This window comes from Mesonia oceanica, from assembly GCF_902499555.1.
Lineage (GTDB): Bacteria > Bacteroidota > Bacteroidia > Flavobacteriales > Flavobacteriaceae > Mesonia > Mesonia oceanica.
Genome location: NZ_CABVMM010000004.1, coordinates 183,934 through 201,887, shown reverse-complemented (window position 1 = coordinate 201,887; position 17,954 = coordinate 183,934). Strand labels below are relative to the sequence as shown.

The following is a 17,954-nucleotide window of genomic DNA, read 5'->3' as shown; positions in this document are numbered from 1 at the left end:
TACATCTGCAAAACTAAAGGAGAACGACGCTTGGCTATTTATTAAAAGAAGTCAATTAGTTATGAATTTGGTTCAATATGGATATAATTGAACTATTTTAATTGCAAGAAAGCTCTTTTGGACTAATTCCGAACTTGTTCTTAAAGGCTGTACTAAAGTTAGATAAGTTATTGTAGCCAATTTCTAAATACACCTCTGAAGCTTTAACGTCACGTTGTTCCATTAAGATTTTAGCTTTTTCTAAGCGTTGATCTAACAACCATTTTCCTGGTGAAGCCTGAAACTCTTCCTTAAAATGCCTTTTAAAGGTTGAAAGGCTCATATTGCATAAAAAAGCAATTTCCTCTACTTTTAAATTAGAGTAAACATGACGTTCTACCACATCACGAAAAGTTGAGTTTTTTTCTTGAATTAAAGATTGAAGAAAAGAACTGAATTGATTGCCGTATTTACCTGAAAGATAAAGTAGGATTTCTTCAAACTTCACCTTAATTAAAGACTCATTTTGATGAAGCTGATTGTTACCAATTGCAGAAAGGGAATCGATAAAAGCTGAAATAAAATTGTCGTTTTCAATAATAAAAAATGGATTTTCTTGTGCTCTTTCTTTAGAAGAGATTGGATGTTTTTTCAGAAAATCTTTCAGGACTTTTTCAGAAAAAAAGAAAAGTTTACAGTAATAACTATTTTCAGTATCTAAAAGCTCTGTCCATAAACAGTTTCCTTTAGTAGTTAATATCGATTGGTTTTTGTCTACCCTTACCGAAGTTTCTGCAAAATGAACTTCCTTTTTTCCTATCTGCAAAAAGCTGAACATATGCATACGCAAGTTTACTTTACTTTTTACATTATCGGTAGTCATCCTAAAATCGTGAACTAAGATTTCTGGTGAATTCTCTATTTCCGGAATAAATATATCAGGAATATTATCTACGAGCATTTGTTCTATTCTGAAGGTTATTAACGATTAAGTTTAGGTTTATATCATTTAGGGGAATTATAGTTTGTATAAAAAAGCCTTTCGTTAAATAGAAAGGCTTATAAATTTTATAGATCTCCTGTAATTAAAGTGATCTTACTTTTTTTAGTTTGGCTTTCCAAGTTTCCAATTGTACTTTATGTCTTTCTATATTTTTAAGAACCTCTCTTACCATTGGATTGGTTTCATCTACATTAGAGAAAAATTGTAAATTATTTTCTAATTGATTTATTTCTGCCTTGGTATCTGATATTTTCTTACGTAAGAAATTTTCTTCTTTTTCAATTTTTCGATCATCATCAGCTTCATCTAGGGCCTGAACACGATTTTCGTATTTCATCATTTCAGCCTCTTTTCTACCAATATCTACTTGTTCAAAAAGTTTATCGAGTACTTTATTGAATTTTCCTTCAATATAGCGACGGTTGTAAGGTACGCGACCTACTTCTTTCCATTCTGAGATTTTAGCTTTGATAATTTTGATATCTTCTTTTGGATCTCCTGAAAGCTCTAAGTCTCTTACTGCATCTAAAAGTTCTTTCTTTTTATCAAAAGCTTCGTTTTCTTCTTTATTTTCTTCGTTTCTTACCGAATGCAATCTGTCAAAATAGTGATTACATGCAGCCTTAAAACGTTTCCAAATCTTATCGCTGTCTTTTCTGGGAACGTGACCAATTTTCTTCCATTCAGATTGAACTTTTTTCATTACCGGCGTTGTGATTTTAAAGTCCTCGTTGTCTTTATTAGCTTCGGCAATTTCAATTAATTCAAGCTTTTTCTGTAGATTATTATATTGCTCTTTTTTAAGGTTTTTGTAGAAGGCATTTTTCTTACGGTTAAAAGTTCTAACCGTTTGTTTGAAAGATTGCCAAGTTTCTTCATTTACATTTCTAGGTACTTTCCCTGCTTTAAAGAATTTTTCCCGTAATTCTTCAACAAGTTTAATGCGTTGTTGAGCTTGATTGTGAGAAGTAATTTCATCATCTGCAATTACTTTAATTTGCTCAATAATGTCTTTCTTGACTTCTAGGTTTTTTTCTTTTTCTTTATCCAGTTCTGCGAAGTGATCCTGACGATTTTCGTGAATTTTTTTAGTGGCATCGCTAAATTTTTCCCATATATCTTCACGGTATTCTTTAGCAACCGGGCCTACATCTTCTTTCCACATTTTATGGAGCATTTGTAACTCCCTAAACGCACGGTTAATGTCTTTTTCTTCTGCTAACTCTTCGGCACGGGCAATCATTTTTAATTTCTGTTCTAGGTTATGTTTAAAATCCATATCCCTAAACTCACGGTCTAAGTGTAAGAAATCGTAAAAATGTTCTACGTGGTGATGGTAAGTTCTCCAAATATCTTTATAGCTCTCGCGAGGAACCGGTCCTGCTTTTTTCCAACGCTCTTGAAGTTCTTTAAATTGATTGAAATTGGCGTTCATATCTGCGCCTGCACCAATCATACCTTTTAACTCTTCAATAATTGCTAAACGATCTTCTAAGTTTTTTTGAAGGTTTTTCTTTAGCTGTTGGTAATAATTGTTGCGTTTTTCTTTATAGTCGAAGTAAACTGAATTGAATTCTTTTTTAAGGGGAGTGGAGTAGTGGAAGTCTATAATATTACCGCCTTCTTCTAAAAACTCCTCTTTTTTCTGCTCCATTTCCTCTTCAAACTTCGCATCAAATTCAGTTTTTATTTCTTGAACGTGTTCACGTATGTGATGAACTTTTTCATCTTTGATAAGCTTGGAAAGTTCCTTCACCAACTCCTGCATGTTCATAGAATGATAGTCTTTCATTTCTATGCCGTGGCGCTCGTGAGAGTCTTCATCTTCGCTATCTTCAGCAATGGCATCGTCTAATTCATCTTGATGGGAAGAATCTTCGTCTTTATTTTCTTTTACTTCAGAATTTTCTTCAGCCTCCTCCTCTTCATCTATAGATCCTTCTGTATTAAGTTGCTCGTTATTATTATCAACGGGTTTCTTCTCAGATTCATCAATCATGGATTGTTCTGCTTCAGAATTAGGACTTTCTGTAGTTTCTTGATCTTCTTTATTCTCTGAAGGGATTGGGGCTTGATTTTGCTCTTCTTCCTGGTTTTGAGATTTTTCCTTTTCAGACATATCTTTCAATGTTAAGTTCGTCATTATTTAGTTTTGAAAGATAGTAACTCCTAGGCTACTCTGCAAAAAAAAGAAAAAAATCTTGTCATGAAGTAGAATGAAGGTTTAGGCCTCGTTCCAGATCTCCCACGCACGTTCTGCTTGAAATTCTAACATTTTCTGACCATTATAAAGCTTGCAGCCGCGTACTTTTCCGTTGGCTAAAAAGGTAGTTAAGGGTGGGTTGTAAACCAAATCATATAATAGATGGCGATGGTCTAAATGTTCGTAAGGGATGTTAGGTGCTTCATCTAAATTGGGATGAGTGCCCAACGGAGTACAATTGATAATTAAAAAATGCTTTTCTAATACTTCTTTAGTGACGCCTTCGTAAGGGAAATCGTTTTTAGTTGGGTTTCTAGAAACAAAATGGTATTCAATGCCCAATGATCGTAAAGCATGAGCTATTGCTTTTGAGGCGCCGCCTGTTCCTAAAATTAAAGCTTCTGTATGTTGTTTCTCTAACAGGGGAAACAAAGATTTCATAAAACCGAAACAATCGGTATTGTAGCCTACAAGTTTTTTATTTTTTATCTGAATGGTATTTACCGCACCAATTTTGGCCGCTTGTTCATCCAATTGATCTAAAAAAGGTAAAATAGCTTCTTTATAGGGAATGGTTACGCTTAATCCTTTTAAATTTTTTTCAAGAGCTATTATTTCACGAAAACCGGAGAGCGAGGGGAGGTCGAAATTTTGGTATGAAGCGTGAATCCCTTCTGCAGCAAACTTTTTTTCGAAGTAACTCTTAGAAAACGAATAAGAGATATTTTTTCCTACTAATCCGTATTTATCCATTGGTATTGGCGTTTTTATTTCCGTAGCGTTCTAAACCGAACACGATTAAGATTCCTAAAATTATGAAAAAAATGGCTATCCACGTGGAAGCATCGGTTAAATGAGGTAAATATCTATCGTAATTGTCCAAAATCAGATTTCCGTTAGCATCTTTAAGATATTCACCTGCTGAATTTACTTTAAAAATTTTTTCTTTCCAAGGCCAAACTACTCCTAGCGAACCGGTGATAAAACCAATAATAATGGCATAGGTTATGTTTTTATAATGCTTAAGTACAAAGCCTAAAATGTGAGATAAGGTTACCATGCCAACCACAGAACCCAAGGTGAACGAAGCTAAAACTTTTAATAGGCTCATTCTTTCTACATCATTGGTAAATGAAAAATCCCATCTCGCAATATCTGTTAAGGTATTAAAGAGCGCGTTTACAGAATCAACCAATAATAACACATAGTTTCCTATCAGAATTAAAATGAAAGAACCGGAAAGTCCCGGAAGGGTCATTCCAGATACACCTATAATCCCACATACAAATACAAACCAGAGGTTGTTGTTTTCGGTAGCAGGTTCCATTAAACTTATTCCGACACCTGCGATAATACCTAATGCGATGAACATTAAATTTTTGGCTGACTTGAGCCTGAAGTCTTTGGAAATGTAATAAATAGACCCTATAATCATTCCGAAGAAAGAAGCCCAAACATATAATTCAAAATGAACAATAAGAAAATCCAATATTTTAGAAATGCTAAAATAACTTATGACCATTCCCAAAATAAGCAGTCCTAAAAATTTTCCATTCACATAGTGGTAGAGACTTTTAAACCTGCCGTTGATGAGTAATAAAAAGGCTTTATAGTTTACTTTTTGAAGCGAATAAATAAATTCTTCGTAGAAGCCGGCAACAAAAGCTACGACTCCGCCTGAAACTCCGGGAACTTTATTGGCAGCTCCCATGGCGAGCCCTTTTAATACTAAAAATATTTTATCTTTAAACGTCCGGGTTTGCTGCATCTCCGTCTGGCTTCTGGTCTGCTAATTTTTCCAAGATAATAATTAAAAAGAATCCGGCAAGCATTAATAAAGTGGCAAAAAGTAAATTGGACTCTCCATCGTAATTCCATGGTAAAACAGATTTATCTTTTAATACGATTATTTTTTCTTCAATTTTTGTACTTTCCAACACTTCTTTCCAAGGCCAGATTTTATTTAAAGAACCGGTAATAAAACCTGTTAATATAGCTAAAGTTAAATTTCTATAGTGTTTAAATAACCATTTCAAAATTTTAGAAAAGGTAAGCAAACCAACTATAGCGCCTAAAGCAACCAAGGCAATTTTTTTAAAATCAAAATCGTGAACAGCTTGGGTAATATTTCGATATGCTCCTAGCAATACTAAGATGAAAGCTCCTGAAATTCCTGGTAATATCATAGCACAAACGGCTAAAGCTCCACAAAGTAAGAGGTATAAATTACTGTTAGATGATGCTGCCGGAGGAAGAGAAGTAAGGTAATAAGCTATTACTGCTCCCAAAATTGCAGCAATGATGGTTGGAATTTTCCATTTTTCAATTTGCTTGGCAACAAACCAAATACTGGCGATTACTAATCCAAAGAAAAAAGACCAAATAAGGATGGGATGTTCTTGCAATAGGTAATTGGCCAAACGCATAAAAGTAAATACGCTGAATAAAATCCCGACGATGAGGGCTACAATAAAATTACCGTTTAATTTTTCCCAGAAACTTTTAAAACCGTGTTTTTTCCAAGTGGAAAAAAGGGACAAATCTATATTTCCAATGGTGGTAATTAATTCTTCGTAAATCCCTGAAATAAAAGCGATGGTTCCACCAGAGACACCGGGAACGGTATCTGCAGCTCCCATAGCTACACCTTTTAAGGCGATGGTTAAATAGTCTTTAAAACTTCTTTGCATAATGTTTGTTAAAAAGACAAAAGTAGCAATTTATATATGATTTATAAGGACTTGAATAGTTTATTGGGAATACTTTTCGATAAGGTTTTGAACGCTATTTCTTCTGAAAATCATCGGGAAAAGTTCTTCTACAATAATTGAATATTCTACATCTATTTTTAAAGCCCTTCTTAAATGATAGTAGCCTTTTTCGCCTTCATTTAAACTAAAGTAAAGTCCAGCCACGCGGTATTCAATTTCTGCGGTGTCAGGATAAAACTCGATAGCTTGAAAAAGTACGTCGAGTGCAGTTTCGTATTCGCCTAGATTAATCAATAAATCACAACGGGTAATCCAGGTTTCTAGTTCGTAATTGCCTAATTCTAAGGTTTTACGATAACCTTTCTCTGCTTCTTCAACAAAATTTAATCGGTTATTGATCTTAGCGTAACGCTTCCAGTATAATACGTTTTCACTATCAATACTAATCGCTTTGTTGATGTAATATAAAGCGTTTTGGTAGTCTAGTTTTCTTAGGTGAAAATCGGTAATAGCAATCCAGGCTTTATCTAAAAGTGGATCTTCATCAACAGCTTTTTCATAAAAAGCTAACGCCTCTTTTTGCAGTTTAAGCTTTTCGTAGCATTTTCCAATTCTTAGGTAGGCATATGCCATGGGATCGTCTAACTCCAAGGTTACCATGTAATTTTCAATGGCTTCTTGATGTCTTTTTAGCTTCTCCAGCACTTTACCCTTCTCCATGTAGGCACCTACGAAATATTCATCTGAAATAATCGCAAAATCGAAAGCGGTTAAGGCTTTTTCGTAATCTTTTAAATTGAAATATTCTTTTCCTATTTGAAGCCAAGCCACCTCGCAATATGGATGTTTATTTAAAAACATATTGAGGTAATCAATAGCTTCTTGGTGTTGTTCTAAAAAATCGAAACAGTAAATAATATTGTAAAGTGCCGCAAAATCTTCTTCTTCCAATTCTAAGCACTTCATGAAGTTGTATTTTGCGTTGTCGTAATCTTCCATAAACATATATTCCATAGCAATCAAGGAATATATTTCAGCAGCATCAGGCGCAAAATCTAAGGCGGTTTCTAAAGTTTGAATGGCCATTTTGTGGTTATCGCGCTTAGAGAAAATATTGGCTTTTTGTATATAAACTTCTTCGTTAGATGGTTCTAAATCGTGTAAGCTGTTTAAAAGTGAGTCTGCCTCTGTAAGTTTATTTTCAAAAATTAAAATCTCCACTTTAAAAAGTTGAAGCACACTCGCATGCGGATGTTGTTCTAATCCTAGTTTTACAGCTTTTTTGGCTAAAGCAAACTTGCCACTTTCCAAGTAGTGAAAAATAATAGCTTCAAACTCATTGGAATCAAAGAACAAAACATCGTTCGTTTTGAGCATGGATTCGAATTTGGTAAGAGAGAAATTGTCGTCTTCGTTTTGACTTAGATGCATACACGAAATTTTACTTATTTCTACTGTATTAAAGTTACTATGTATAACGAATGTTTTGCTTGATTCGTACTTTTGTTGTTAACAAAGTAATTAACAGTTTGCTTTTTACTGAATCTCATTTAAAATGTCCAAGATGATGGAACAGCCTTTCTTTATTTCTGTTTCTGAAATAGTTAAAGGTGGGGTTATTCTTACGGCTCTTTTTTCAAATAATAGCCAAAAAAGAATCAGCTCTTTTTCTTTAGCTCTTAAAATTAATTCATTGGCTATTTTGTCGGAATAAAGTATAGGAGCTAACATTAATCCTTTTCCTCTAATTTCTTTGATTAGTGGATGTACTAAAAGCTTTCTGAATAATTTTTCTTTTTGAAGAGTTTCTTCTATTAACGTAGTAGAAGTAATTTCTTTTAAAGTAGCTAAGGAGGCTGCCGCAACCACCGGATTTCCGCCAAAGGTCGTGATGTGTCCCATTTTAGGATTATCGCTAAGTGAATCCATGAGTTTTGCGGAAGCTATAAATGCTCCGGCCGGCATACCGCCTGCCATTCCTTTACCAATCACTAAAATATCGGGAACTATTCCGTAGTGTTCATAGGCGAAAAGTTTTCCTGTGCGTCCAAATCCCGGTTGAATTTCATCTAAAATGAGCAAGGCACCTACTTCTTCACATTTCTGTTTTACTTTTTTTAGAAAATCATGTTGAGGTTGAATAAATCCTGCGCCTCCCTGTATGGTTTCTAAAATTACCGCTGCGGTTTGGGGTGTTATTTTTTCAATAGAAGTTTCTTGATTAAAATCTAAGAACGAAATTTCAGGTAATAAAGGTTCAAAAGGTTTTTTACGTTCTTCAAAATCCATCAAACTAAGAGAACCCATGGTATTGCCATGATAGGCGTTGTGCGCTGCAATTATTTCTTTTTTACCGGTATAGCGCCTAGCAAGCTTTAAAGCCCCTTCAATGGCTTCAGTTCCGCTGTTTACCAAATAAGTTTTAGCATTGGGAATGGTTATGTTTTCACTTAATAGCTTCGTGTATTCTACCGCCGGGCTTTGCGCATATTCACCATAAACCATCACGTGCAAGTAATTTTTGGTTTGCTTTTGAATTGCTTCAACCACTTTCGGATGGCAATGCCCCAAACTACATGCCGAAACTCCAGCTACAAAATCTAGGTGTGCCTTACCATCGGTGGTGTAAATATAGCTTCCTTTAGCTTTTTTTACTTCCAATCCTAAGGGGTGCGGTGTAGTTTGTGCTTGATATGTTAGAAAATCTTTATTCAATGTTAATGATCGGTTTTTATTTTTTTAAATGGTAACCGCTTTCTATTCTTATTTCTAGTTGGCGGAATGCTATCTTTTGTAATGGTATCGGTTTCCCGATGTTCTAAGATATCAGGTGTTAACCTTGAATTTTCATTAAGCAATTGCGGGTCTTCTTCTTTTCTTTCATCAAAGAAATTTTCGTCTTTAGGTAAAGGAATTCCTTTTATTTTGGGTAAATCGATGGGGCCATCCTCGGCAAATAAATCTTCTTTACGGGTTAGTTTTTCATCGCCACGCCAATTGAAGTTTTTTAACCTTCTTGCATTTTTAGGAAAATCACTTTCTTGATAAAGCGTACTTTCTACATCTGTATAATAGTAAATATCTGAAATCCCTTTTTCTTCAAATAAAATTTTGATGGAAGAAGAAATAGCCTTGTCAATCCCAATTAATGAACCGTCTTCATTTCTACTGTAGTAAATGGTTTCTGTGTTTTTAATGAAATTTGCTTCCTCGAGCTGGTTATCATCACTGAATAAGCCATACATTTCTTTTCCTTTCACCTGATTATAGCCTTCAATACTATCTTTCTGAATCATAAAAGCATTGTTGAATACTTTTAAAGAATCCATTTTTTCGGTGGTTGGGTCGTTAATTAAATGAATGCTATCACCTGTCATCTGACTATTTGCTGACCAAACTACAGGGTTGCCGATCATTTGCGTTAAACCTGTTTTTTCGTTAATATGAATCGAATCACATTTTCCACTCATATCACTTTTATACATTTTGGAATGATAAAATCCTCGGATAATCCTGTTTTCAGGTTTGCCGGTAATCATTAGGGTATCACTATGGATATGAATGGAGTCCTGTTCTTGCTTCATAGAAGCTAAGGCTCTTTTAGTGATAAAAAGCGAATCCCGGTCTCGAAAAACTTCGGCATAATGTCCCCGAATAACCGATTGGTTGGCGGTATCGGTAACTTTAATATTATTAGTGGCTGAAGCAAAACTCTCATTTCTATTGAAATAAATACTGTCGCCTTGCAATTTTCTGTTTTCGTAATAAACAGTTGAATTTTTTACAAAATAGCCCTTGTCATTTCGAGTGTCGTAATAGCCTCGTTCACAGTAGATTTTACTGGTTTCGCTAGTGATAGTAGAAGGTCCGTAGAGGTAGGCATTTCCGGTTTCTGAATAAAAATCCAATTGCTGGGAGTTAATAACGTAATCTGGATTAGTTACGACTACGTTTGTATTGAAGGAAAACTTTTCTTGCTCCATAAAATACCTTCCTACAACACTGGTAATGGTACTCGCGGTATCTTTAACTTTACCACCGCTTCTGTAAAATGATTCCTGTTTTATTCGGTTAAAAAATAGAGTGTCTGTAGTGAGGGTGTTACTTGGTGTGGTAAGGCGTACATCAGTACTGGCAAATGCGAATTTAGTCTGTCCATTATATTCAGCATAACTACTGGTCATATTTACGGTGTCGCCTTGTTTCATTCTTACATTTCCGTAGGCTTTAAAAAAGTCGTCTTTTTCGTAAAAAATGGCTTGGTCGCACCAAACTTCAATACCTTCGTGATTAAAATATACTTGATTATTGACTTTGCTTAATATAAATGCTCCAGGATATTTTTGTTCATCTTTATAGGAACGGTCACTGGTATAATCTATTTTTTTGGTTTGGGAAAAACCCAAGCCAACAAATAGCAAGCAACTAATTAAAAATGTGTACCGAATTATATTTTTCAAAAAGTTAAGTTTTATTCAAAAATAAAGAAATGTTTTTTCTGAAAGGCTTTTAATCAAAAAACGCTCCAAAAAAATTGAAGCGTAAAAAATGTTTTTTAATTTCAATTGAAGAAATTATCGCATAATAGTTTGCTTTCTATCTGGTCCTACTGAAACAATTTTAATAGGAACCTGCATTTCTTCTTCAATAAATGCGATATACTCTTTAAAAGCTTTAGGGAATTGAGCTTCTTCACTCATTTTGGTGAGGTCTTCTTTCCAGCCTTTTAATTCTTTGTAAATAGGAGTGAGGTTGTCTTCTTCTATGTTATAAGGTAAATGCGAAATTTCTTCTCCCTTATATTTATAACCTACACAAACTTTAAGCGTATCAAAACCACTTAAAACATCTCCTTTCATCATCATTAATTGGGTAACACCGTTTACTTGTACGGCATATTTTAAAGCTACCAAATCTAACCAACCACATCTTCTTGGTCTTCCGGTGGTAGCGCCAAATTCGTTCCCGATTTTTGCCATTCTTTTACCATCTTCATCAAATAATTCGGTAGGGAAAGGTCCGCTACCTACACGAGTGGTGTATGCTTTAAAAATTCCGAAAACCTCGCTAATTTGGTTAGGAGCAATTCCTAAACCGGTACAAGCACCGGCAGCAGTAGTATTACTTGAAGTAACAAAAGGATAAGTTCCAAAATCGATATCCAATAAAGAACCTTGAGCGCCTTCTGCTAAGATTGTTTTTTTATCGTTTTGGGCGCGGTGCAAATATTCTTCAGAATCAATAAAAGTAAGACTTTTTAGAACTTCAACAGCTTCAAAAAATTCTCTTTCCAATTCCTTTAGACTGTATTGAATATCTACGCCATAGTGAGAAATCATCGATTCGTGCTTGTTAGCCAAATTTCGATATTTCTCTTTCCAGTCATTCATTTCTAAATCGCCAATACGTAACCCATTACGGCCGGTTTTGTCCATATAAGTAGGACCTATACCTTTTAGGGTAGAACCTATTTTAGCTTTTCCTTTGGCTGTTTCTGAAGCCGCATCTAATAACCGATGCGTAGGCAGAATAATATGTGCTTTTCTGGAAATGAGTAGCTTAGATTTATAATCTAAATCAAACTTTTTAAGGTTATCTAATTCCTTTTTGAAGATGACCGGGTCTATCACGACACCGTTTCCTACAAGGTTAATCGCATCTTTATGAAAAATCCCTGAAGGAATAGTATGCAATACGTGTTTTATACCATCAAATTCTAAGGTGTGTCCTGCGTTTGGTCCTCCTTGAAAGCGAGCAATAATGTTATAGTTAGCGGTGAGTACGTCAACAATTTTACCTTTTCCTTCGTCTCCCCACTGTAGTCCTAATAGCAAATCTACTGCCATATAAATAATTTATTTGGATGATTTTTTGGTTCCGTAAAAGTATAATGAATGGTTGCTGATTTCGATATCAAAAACCTCTTCAATAGTTTGTTTGATTGATTGAATTCTGGGATCACAAAATTCGATTACTTCACCGGTATCGGTTAAAATAACGTGATCGTGTTGGCGGTCAAAATAAGATTTTTCGTACTGAGCTTGGTTCTTACCAAACTGATGTTTCCTCACCAAACCACATTCCAGTAAAAGTTCAATCGTATTATATAAAGTAGCACGACTTACGCGGTAGTTTTTGTTCTTCATTGTGATATAAAGCGACTCAATATCAAAATGTTCGTCACTATCATATATTTCCTGAAGAATAGCAAAACGCTCTGGTGTTTTACGGTGTTTTTTTTCCTCTAAAAACTTCGTAAATACGTTTTTAACTACGGCCTGGTCATTTTTTTGTTTTTCTGTTTCTTCCATAATTCTGCCTGCAAATTTAAACTTTATTCACGGGTAACCTTATCAATTCCGTTTATTTTTTTCAGTCTATCCATTAATTTTTTCAGAATGGATTTATTTTTAACCACTACTGTAATTTGACCTTTAAAAACGCTGTCGTGGCTTTCAAAAGAAATCTTCCGCATGTCTACATGAAGGTTGTTGGAGATTTCTTTAGTGATTTCACTTACCAATCCAAGGTTGTCTAAACCGTTAAGGTGGATCACCGCACTAAATTCTTGTTGTGAAGAATCTATCCATTTTGCCTGAATAATCCGGTAAGCGTAATTACTTTGAAGCTGAATGGCATTGGGGCAATCTTTTTTATGAACTTTCATCCCGTCGTTTACGGTGATAAAGCCGAAAACAGGGTCACCTGGAATGGGATTGCAACAATTGGCAAATTTGTATTCTAGTTTTTCTTCATCCTTACCAAAAACCAATTGGTCATAATTATGTGTAATCTCTTCCTTGTCAATATCCTGTGGGATACTTGGTTTTCTGATTTTATTTTTGAAGAATGAAACAAAAGCATTGCTTCTGGAAGCGGCAAAATCTTTTAATTTGATGTTGTCAATCGTACCTATACCTACTCTGTAAAATAAATCTAAACTTGTTTTGAGCTTGAAATATTTTACTAATTGAGCAATAGTTTTGTCGTTGAATTGTATTTTTTGCGCTTTTAACTTTCGGGTTAAAATGGCTTTACCTTCTTCGGCAATTTGCCTTTTTTCATCTTTTAGCGATGATTTAATTTTTGAACGAGCTCTTGCTGTATTTGCGTAATCTAGCCAGTTATTGGTAGGTTTCGTTTTCTCGGAAGTGATAATATCTACTTGATCGCCACTTTTTAGCTCGTGACTTAATGGAACCAGTTTTCCATTTACCCGGGCTCCTCTGGTTTTTAAACCGATTTCTGTATGAATACTGAAAGCAAAATCCAGTGGAGTGGCTCCTTTAGGTAGCGATTTTAAATCTCCTTTAGGCGTGAATACAAAAATTTCTTTGGCGTAGAGATTCAGTTTGAATTGTTCAACAAAATCTACGGCATTTACTTCGTTATTCTCTAAAGCTTCCTGTAATTTATTGAGCCACTGATCTAAATTTTGGTCTTCTTGCTCTCCTTCATTTTTATATTTATAGTGTGCAGCATAACCTTTTTCAGCAATTTCGTTCATTCGTTCACTTCTAATCTGGACCTCAACCCAACGTCCCTTAGGGCCCATCACCGTAATATGAAGCGCCTCGTAACCTGTAGATTTAGGTGAAGAAATCCAGTCACGTAATCGGGTTGGATTTGGGCGGAAGTGGTCGGTAACGATAGAATAAATTTTCCACGCTAAAAACTTCTCGTCTTCCGGTGAGCTTTTATAAATAATCCTGATGGCAAATTTGTCATACACTTCATCAAAAGTGATATTTTGCTTGAGGATTTTTTTACGAATAGAGAAAACCGATTTTGGTCTTCCTTTAATTTCGTAATCTAATTTTTCTTTGTCTAAAGAGTCAGAAATAATTTTAGTAAAATCTCGAATATAGATATCTTGATCTTCCTTACTCTCTTTCATTTTGGTTAAAATATCCTTGTACACTTCCGGTTCGGTATATTTTAAACTCAAATCTTCTAACTCGGTTTTAATATTGTAAAGACCGATTCTGTGTGCAAGTGGGGCATAGATATAAAGCGTTTCTGAAGCAATTTTTACTTGCTTATCGGCACGCATCGCGTCCATGGTTTGCATATTGTGAAGACGATCTGCAATTTTGATGATAATCACACGAACATCATCATTTAGCGTCAACAACATTTTACGGAAGTTCTCCGCTTGTAGCGAAACATCACGTTCAGGTTTTAAATGACTTATTTTCGTGAGCCCATCTACAATTCTCGCCACAGTTTCACCAAACATTTGTTCAATGTCGTTTAAGGTGTAATCGGTGTCTTCAACCACATCATGCAATAATGCAGCAGCAATAGAAGTAGCATCTAATCCAATTTCTGAAGCTACAATTTTTGCCACCGCAATGGGGTGAAAAATATATGCTTCCCCAGATTTTCTGCGTTGTTCTTTGTGCGCATCTACAGCGGTTTCAAAAGCTTGCCTGATAAGTGTTTTATCATCATCGGTTAAGCTGCGATAGCTTATGCGAAGCAATTCTTTGTATTGCTTGGCAATTCTTTTGTTTTCTTTTTCTATTTCTTCTTCCGTCAAAACCATACGACTAATATACTAAAGTATGCGATTATTTCAGCTTTAAATTCTGAATTCGTTGTAAAAGTGTTGGATGTGAATAATGAAAGAAAACATAGGTTGGGTGCGGTGTTAGATTGCTTAAACTATTGCTGGATAGTTTTTTAAGGCTGCTAATAAGTGGTGCACTTCCAAAAGTTTTCTTTGCGTAATCATCAGCTTGATATTCAAACTTTCTACTTAATAAATTCATCAATAATCCTGTTATTTCAGAAATAGGGGAATATAAAATTCCGAAAGCGATTAAACCTATATGAAAACTCGTTTCTTCAACCCCCAAAGCTTGAGAAAGTAACGGACTACTTACAAAAAGAGATAGTAACCAAAGCGTAAAACCGGTGGTGATAATTCCGGCAAAAAGATTATAAATAATATGTTTCTTCTTATAATGACCAACCTCATGAGCTAAAACCGCTACAATTTCATCTTCTTCTAAATCATTCACCAAAGTATCAAAAAGCGTGATTCTTTTTTCGCTTCCAAATCCTGAAAAATAGGCATTAGCTTTGGTACTTCGTTTAGAGCCATCGATAATAAAAATTTTATCTAGCGTGAAGCCTACAGTTTTGGCATACGTTTCAATTTTGGTACGCAGACTGCCTTCTTCCAAAGGGGTTTGCTTGTTAAAAAGGGGCACGATAAGTTTACTGTAAAACATATTCATTAGTACAGAAAAGATGGAGACCAATGCCCAAGCATAGATCCAGAAGTTTTTACCTGCAAATTCGTAGAACCAAATGATAAGGGATAAAATTCCACCACCAATAATAGCCATCATCAACCAACCTTTGATTTTATCTAAAAAGAAGGTTTTTTTTGTGGTTTTGTTGAAACCGAATTTTTCTTCAATCACAAAGGTGCTGTAATATGAAAATGGTGTTGTTAATATATCGCTACCAACCATAATTATTCCGAAGAAAATAAGGGCTATTAAAATTTCATTATCTGCAATTGATCGGGCTATTGCATCTACCCAAGCAAAACCATCTAAAAAGAGAAAGGCTAAAGTTAACACCAATGAAAAAGTAGAAGTAAGGATACCGAATTTATAGCGTGTTTTTTTATAAGCTTGAGAACGTTCGTATTCTTCATCTTTATATACATCTTGAAGCTCTGGAGGTAAATTGTCCTCAAAATGTTTGGCATTTAAAGCATCCAATACTTGGTCGAATATAAAATCGATTACTAAAATGGCAATAATGATATAAAAAACGGTTGTTGGAGTCATATTTTTAATAAGTGATTTTTTACTATATAGTTTTTTTATTTCTGTATGAGATGCTGAAGCAAGCTTTTCTGTCCGGCAGTTAGGTTCTGCATGACGAATCAAAAGATTTTTCTTGTTTTCAGAATCCTATTTCATTATTAAAAACCTCTTTGTCTTTTCGCTTCAAAAATGAGAATGCCTGCGGCTACCGAAACGTTCATCGAATCGATTTCACCTTGCATAGGAATGTGAATATTTTGGGTGGAGTTAACTCGCCATTCTTCGCTTAAACCATCGGCTTCCGTTCCTACTACAATCGCCGTGGCTTTTGTGAAATCTTGTTTGGTGTAGAGGTCAGATTCCTGTAAAATCGCTGAATAAATCGCAATCTCTTTTTCTTTTAAAAATTGAATAATTTCTGAAGTGCTTCCCGTAGCAATTTGGTTGGTAAACACGCAACCTACACTCGAACGAATAATATTGGGGTTGTATAAATCTGTTTTTGGGTTGGCAATAATCACAGTATCTACATTGGCAGCATCTGCTGTTCGTAAGATGGCTCCAATATTTCCTGGCTTTTCAGGAGCTTCGGCTACTAAAATTAAAGGGTTTTCGCTGTGAAATTGAATGTCTTCTAAGGCGTGTGTTTTGATTTTAGCAACAGCTAAAATACCTTCGGTACTACTTCGGTAGGCGATTTTTTGGTAAACTTCTTGCGTGATTTCTGTAAGTTGATCTTCTGAAAAAGTGAAATTTTTTAATTTATCTTCCGTAAAAACTTCTGGACAAATATGAACGGCTTCAAATTCGTAATTCGCTTTTTGGGCCAATTGAATTTCTCGAATTCCTTCGATGACAAAAAGTCCTTCTTTTCTTCGGTTTCGTGACTTTTCTTGAAGCTGAAGGATTTGTTTGACCGTTTTATTTTGAGTACTGCTAATTTGCTTTCGCATACATTTTTAATCTAGCGGGCAAAATAAGCAATTTTTAGGTAATCAAGGGAATTTAGAAAACGAGATAATAATTGATTATTCTTAATTTATAACAATTGATATTTTCGTTATTCCAGACCTGCCCGTTCGGCAGCCGGGAATGATCCTGAATTAACATTTCGACTCCGCTCAATGTGACAATTCAAGGTGGCGTTATCATTATGATTTATTATGGAAATTCAATAATTTTACAATTGATGTTCGCCTTCAAAATAATTTACCAACAAAGCCACCACATAGTTATAGCTTTTAATGCCTTGCGGTTGGTTGTTTGCTTTTAGGTAACCTCCGTAAAAGATTTTGAAAAAAGGTTCAAAAGGATTTTCATGCGCTTCCCAAAATTGCTGAACTTCCTGATAATTCTTTCGGATACCTAAATTTAGCATGGCTATAATATTTTCAGCTTCGCAGGGATCGGTTACATAAACTTCGCCTATACAATATTTAAGCGCAAAGGTATATCCGCCATATTTAAAATAAGGATTGGGGTGATTCATGGTCGTTAAGCACGCCATAAAATTAGCTTCGTTTTCTTTAGCGAAACCTATTTGATGTCCCATTTCGTGACTGGTAGTGCTTGGTAATTTAAATTTTGGAATTCGGTTATTAACTTGTGCTTCATTGGTAAGTGGATTCAAATAGCCGTTAAATCCCATATAGGTTAATGGAATACTGAATAATGAAGGTTTTACACTATTTCCTTGGTAACTTAATTCGGGATATTCACTTTCAATGTGATGATAGCCTTCAATCGCCATTTTTCTGATGGCTGAATTTTTAAAGGGAAAATCAACTTTCAACGTATCGTTTCCCACTAAATTTAACTGAAGTTCATTAGCTCTTTTTGCCAATTTTTTCGTGAACGCAACCAATTGTTCTTGCGAATATTTGTTATTGATTTCTAAGGATTGGTGGAGCGGAAGTCGGTAATAATTCATTCCCCAAAATGCATGAAAGCAAAAGTAAACAATAGAAAGTGTGGCTAGGCCTTCTAATATCCAATGTTTAGGTTTTTTGAATTTGGTTTTAATTCGTAAATAAATCCAACGGATTAAACCAATCACCAGAATACTATACAAGATATCCCCAAAAGAAAAAGGTAACCAGCCCAAAGCGTAGCGTTCAAATTTGGAGATGTATGGATAAATGCCATTGCTGTAATAAGTCTCAATAAACTGAGGAAAGCGAGCCGCAATAGAAACTAATGCAATTTGAAGCGGCAATAAAAGGGCAAGTATAAAATGACTGCGTTGTTTCACGAGCTAAAAATACAAACTA

At 34.9% G+C, this 17,954-nt stretch carries 14 protein-coding genes; all 14 read right to left on the bottom strand.

The features are described 5' to 3' along the window. Positions 1 to 97: 97 nt before the first annotated feature. Positions 98 to 940, bottom strand: a complete 843-nt coding sequence (locus FVB9532_RS06365; RefSeq protein WP_150544370.1) for a helix-turn-helix domain-containing protein — start codon at positions 938 to 940, stop codon at positions 98 to 100. A 124-nt stretch (positions 941 to 1,064) separates the two neighbouring features. Continuing rightward, entirely contained in the window at positions 1,065 to 3,125 is a 2,061-nt protein-coding gene (locus FVB9532_RS06360) for a DUF349 domain-containing protein (protein ID WP_228482261.1), read from the bottom strand. A gap of 81 nt (positions 3,126 to 3,206) precedes the next feature. After that, complete coding sequence (locus FVB9532_RS06355) at positions 3,207 to 3,938, bottom strand: shikimate dehydrogenase family protein (RefSeq protein ID WP_150544369.1); 732 nt, start codon at positions 3,936 to 3,938, stop codon at positions 3,207 to 3,209. After that, positions 3,931 to 4,953 (bottom strand): DUF368 domain-containing protein, encoded by a 1,023-nt coding sequence (locus FVB9532_RS06350; protein WP_150544368.1) that lies wholly within the window; start codon positions 4,951 to 4,953, stop codon positions 3,931 to 3,933. The genes FVB9532_RS06355 and FVB9532_RS06350 overlap by 8 nt, the downstream gene beginning before the upstream one ends. Then, positions 4,931 to 5,875 carry a DUF368 domain-containing protein gene (locus tag FVB9532_RS06345; RefSeq protein WP_150544367.1) on the bottom strand — a complete coding sequence of 315 codons (945 nt, stop codon included), beginning with the start codon at positions 5,873 to 5,875 and terminating at the stop codon, positions 4,931 to 4,933. The genes FVB9532_RS06350 and FVB9532_RS06345 overlap by 23 nt, the downstream gene beginning before the upstream one ends. Positions 5,876 to 5,935: 60 nt before the next feature. Beyond that, positions 5,936 to 7,327: a tetratricopeptide repeat protein gene (locus tag FVB9532_RS06340; protein ID WP_150544366.1), complete on the bottom strand. Its 1,392-nt coding sequence runs from the start codon at positions 7,325 to 7,327 to the stop codon at positions 5,936 to 5,938. A gap of 105 nt (positions 7,328 to 7,432) precedes the next feature. Continuing rightward, positions 7,433 to 8,611, bottom strand: a complete 1,179-nt coding sequence (locus tag FVB9532_RS06335) for an aspartate aminotransferase family protein (protein WP_150544365.1) — start codon at positions 8,609 to 8,611, stop codon at positions 7,433 to 7,435. A gap of 2 nt (positions 8,612 to 8,613) precedes the next feature. Further along, positions 8,614 to 10,344, bottom strand: coding sequence for an OstA-like protein (locus FVB9532_RS06330; RefSeq protein ID WP_150544496.1), 1,731 nt, complete (start codon positions 10,342 to 10,344; stop codon positions 8,614 to 8,616). Positions 10,345 to 10,470: 126 nt separating this feature from the next. After that, positions 10,471 to 11,742, bottom strand: coding sequence for an adenylosuccinate synthase (locus FVB9532_RS06325; RefSeq protein WP_150544364.1), 1,272 nt, complete (start codon positions 11,740 to 11,742; stop codon positions 10,471 to 10,473). Positions 11,743 to 11,751: 9 nt separating this feature from the next. Further along, positions 11,752 to 12,207, bottom strand: a complete 456-nt coding sequence (locus FVB9532_RS06320) for a Fur family transcriptional regulator (RefSeq protein ID WP_150313628.1) — start codon at positions 12,205 to 12,207, stop codon at positions 11,752 to 11,754. Between the two features lie 23 nt (positions 12,208 to 12,230). Further along, positions 12,231 to 14,438 carry a RelA/SpoT family protein gene (locus FVB9532_RS06315; RefSeq protein WP_150544363.1) on the bottom strand — a complete coding sequence of 736 codons (2,208 nt, stop codon included), beginning with the start codon at positions 14,436 to 14,438 and terminating at the stop codon, positions 12,231 to 12,233. Between the two features lie 31 nt (positions 14,439 to 14,469). Then, a complete protein-coding gene (locus FVB9532_RS06310) occupies positions 14,470 to 15,705 on the bottom strand; it encodes a M48 family metallopeptidase (RefSeq protein ID WP_150544362.1) in 1,236 nt (411 codons plus the stop codon). Positions 15,706 to 15,842: 137 nt separating this feature from the next. Then, entirely contained in the window at positions 15,843 to 16,637 is a 795-nt protein-coding gene (locus FVB9532_RS06305; RefSeq protein ID WP_150544361.1) for a TrmH family RNA methyltransferase, read from the bottom strand. Positions 16,638 to 16,864: 227 nt separating this feature from the next. After that, complete coding sequence (locus FVB9532_RS06300) at positions 16,865 to 17,935, bottom strand: DUF3810 domain-containing protein (protein ID WP_150544360.1); 1,071 nt, start codon at positions 17,933 to 17,935, stop codon at positions 16,865 to 16,867. Between the last annotated feature and the right edge of the window lie 19 nt (positions 17,936 to 17,954).

What these genes read in the sequence shown, in the direction of transcription:
- FVB9532_RS06310 (WP_150544362.1), bottom strand. Translation starts at nt 15,705, where the DNA reads ATGACTCCAACAACCGTTTTTTATATCATTATTGCCATTTTAGTAATC.
- FVB9532_RS06340 (WP_150544366.1), bottom strand. Translation starts at nt 7,327, where the DNA reads ATGCATCTAAGTCAAAACGAAGACGACAATTTCTCTCTTACCAAATTC.
- FVB9532_RS06325 (WP_150544364.1), bottom strand. Translation starts at nt 11,742, where the DNA reads ATGGCAGTAGATTTGCTATTAGGACTACAGTGGGGAGACGAAGGAAAA.
- FVB9532_RS06320 (WP_150313628.1), bottom strand. Translation starts at nt 12,207, where the DNA reads ATGGAAGAAACAGAAAAACAAAAAAATGACCAGGCCGTAGTTAAAAAC.
- FVB9532_RS06345 (WP_150544367.1), bottom strand. Translation starts at nt 5,875, where the DNA reads ATGCAAAGAAGTTTTAAAGACTATTTAACCATCGCCTTAAAAGGTGTA.
- FVB9532_RS06350 (WP_150544368.1), bottom strand. Translation starts at nt 4,953, where the DNA reads ATGCAGCAAACCCGGACGTTTAAAGATAAAATATTTTTAGTATTAAAA.
- FVB9532_RS06365 (WP_150544370.1), bottom strand. Translation starts at nt 940, where the DNA reads ATGCTCGTAGATAATATTCCTGATATATTTATTCCGGAAATAGAGAAT.
- FVB9532_RS06305 (WP_150544361.1), bottom strand. Translation starts at nt 16,637, where the DNA reads ATGCGAAAGCAAATTAGCAGTACTCAAAATAAAACGGTCAAACAAATC.
- FVB9532_RS06355 (WP_150544369.1), bottom strand. Translation starts at nt 3,938, where the DNA reads ATGGATAAATACGGATTAGTAGGAAAAAATATCTCTTATTCGTTTTCT.
- FVB9532_RS06360 (WP_228482261.1), bottom strand. Translation starts at nt 3,125, where the DNA reads ATGACGAACTTAACATTGAAAGATATGTCTGAAAAGGAAAAATCTCAA.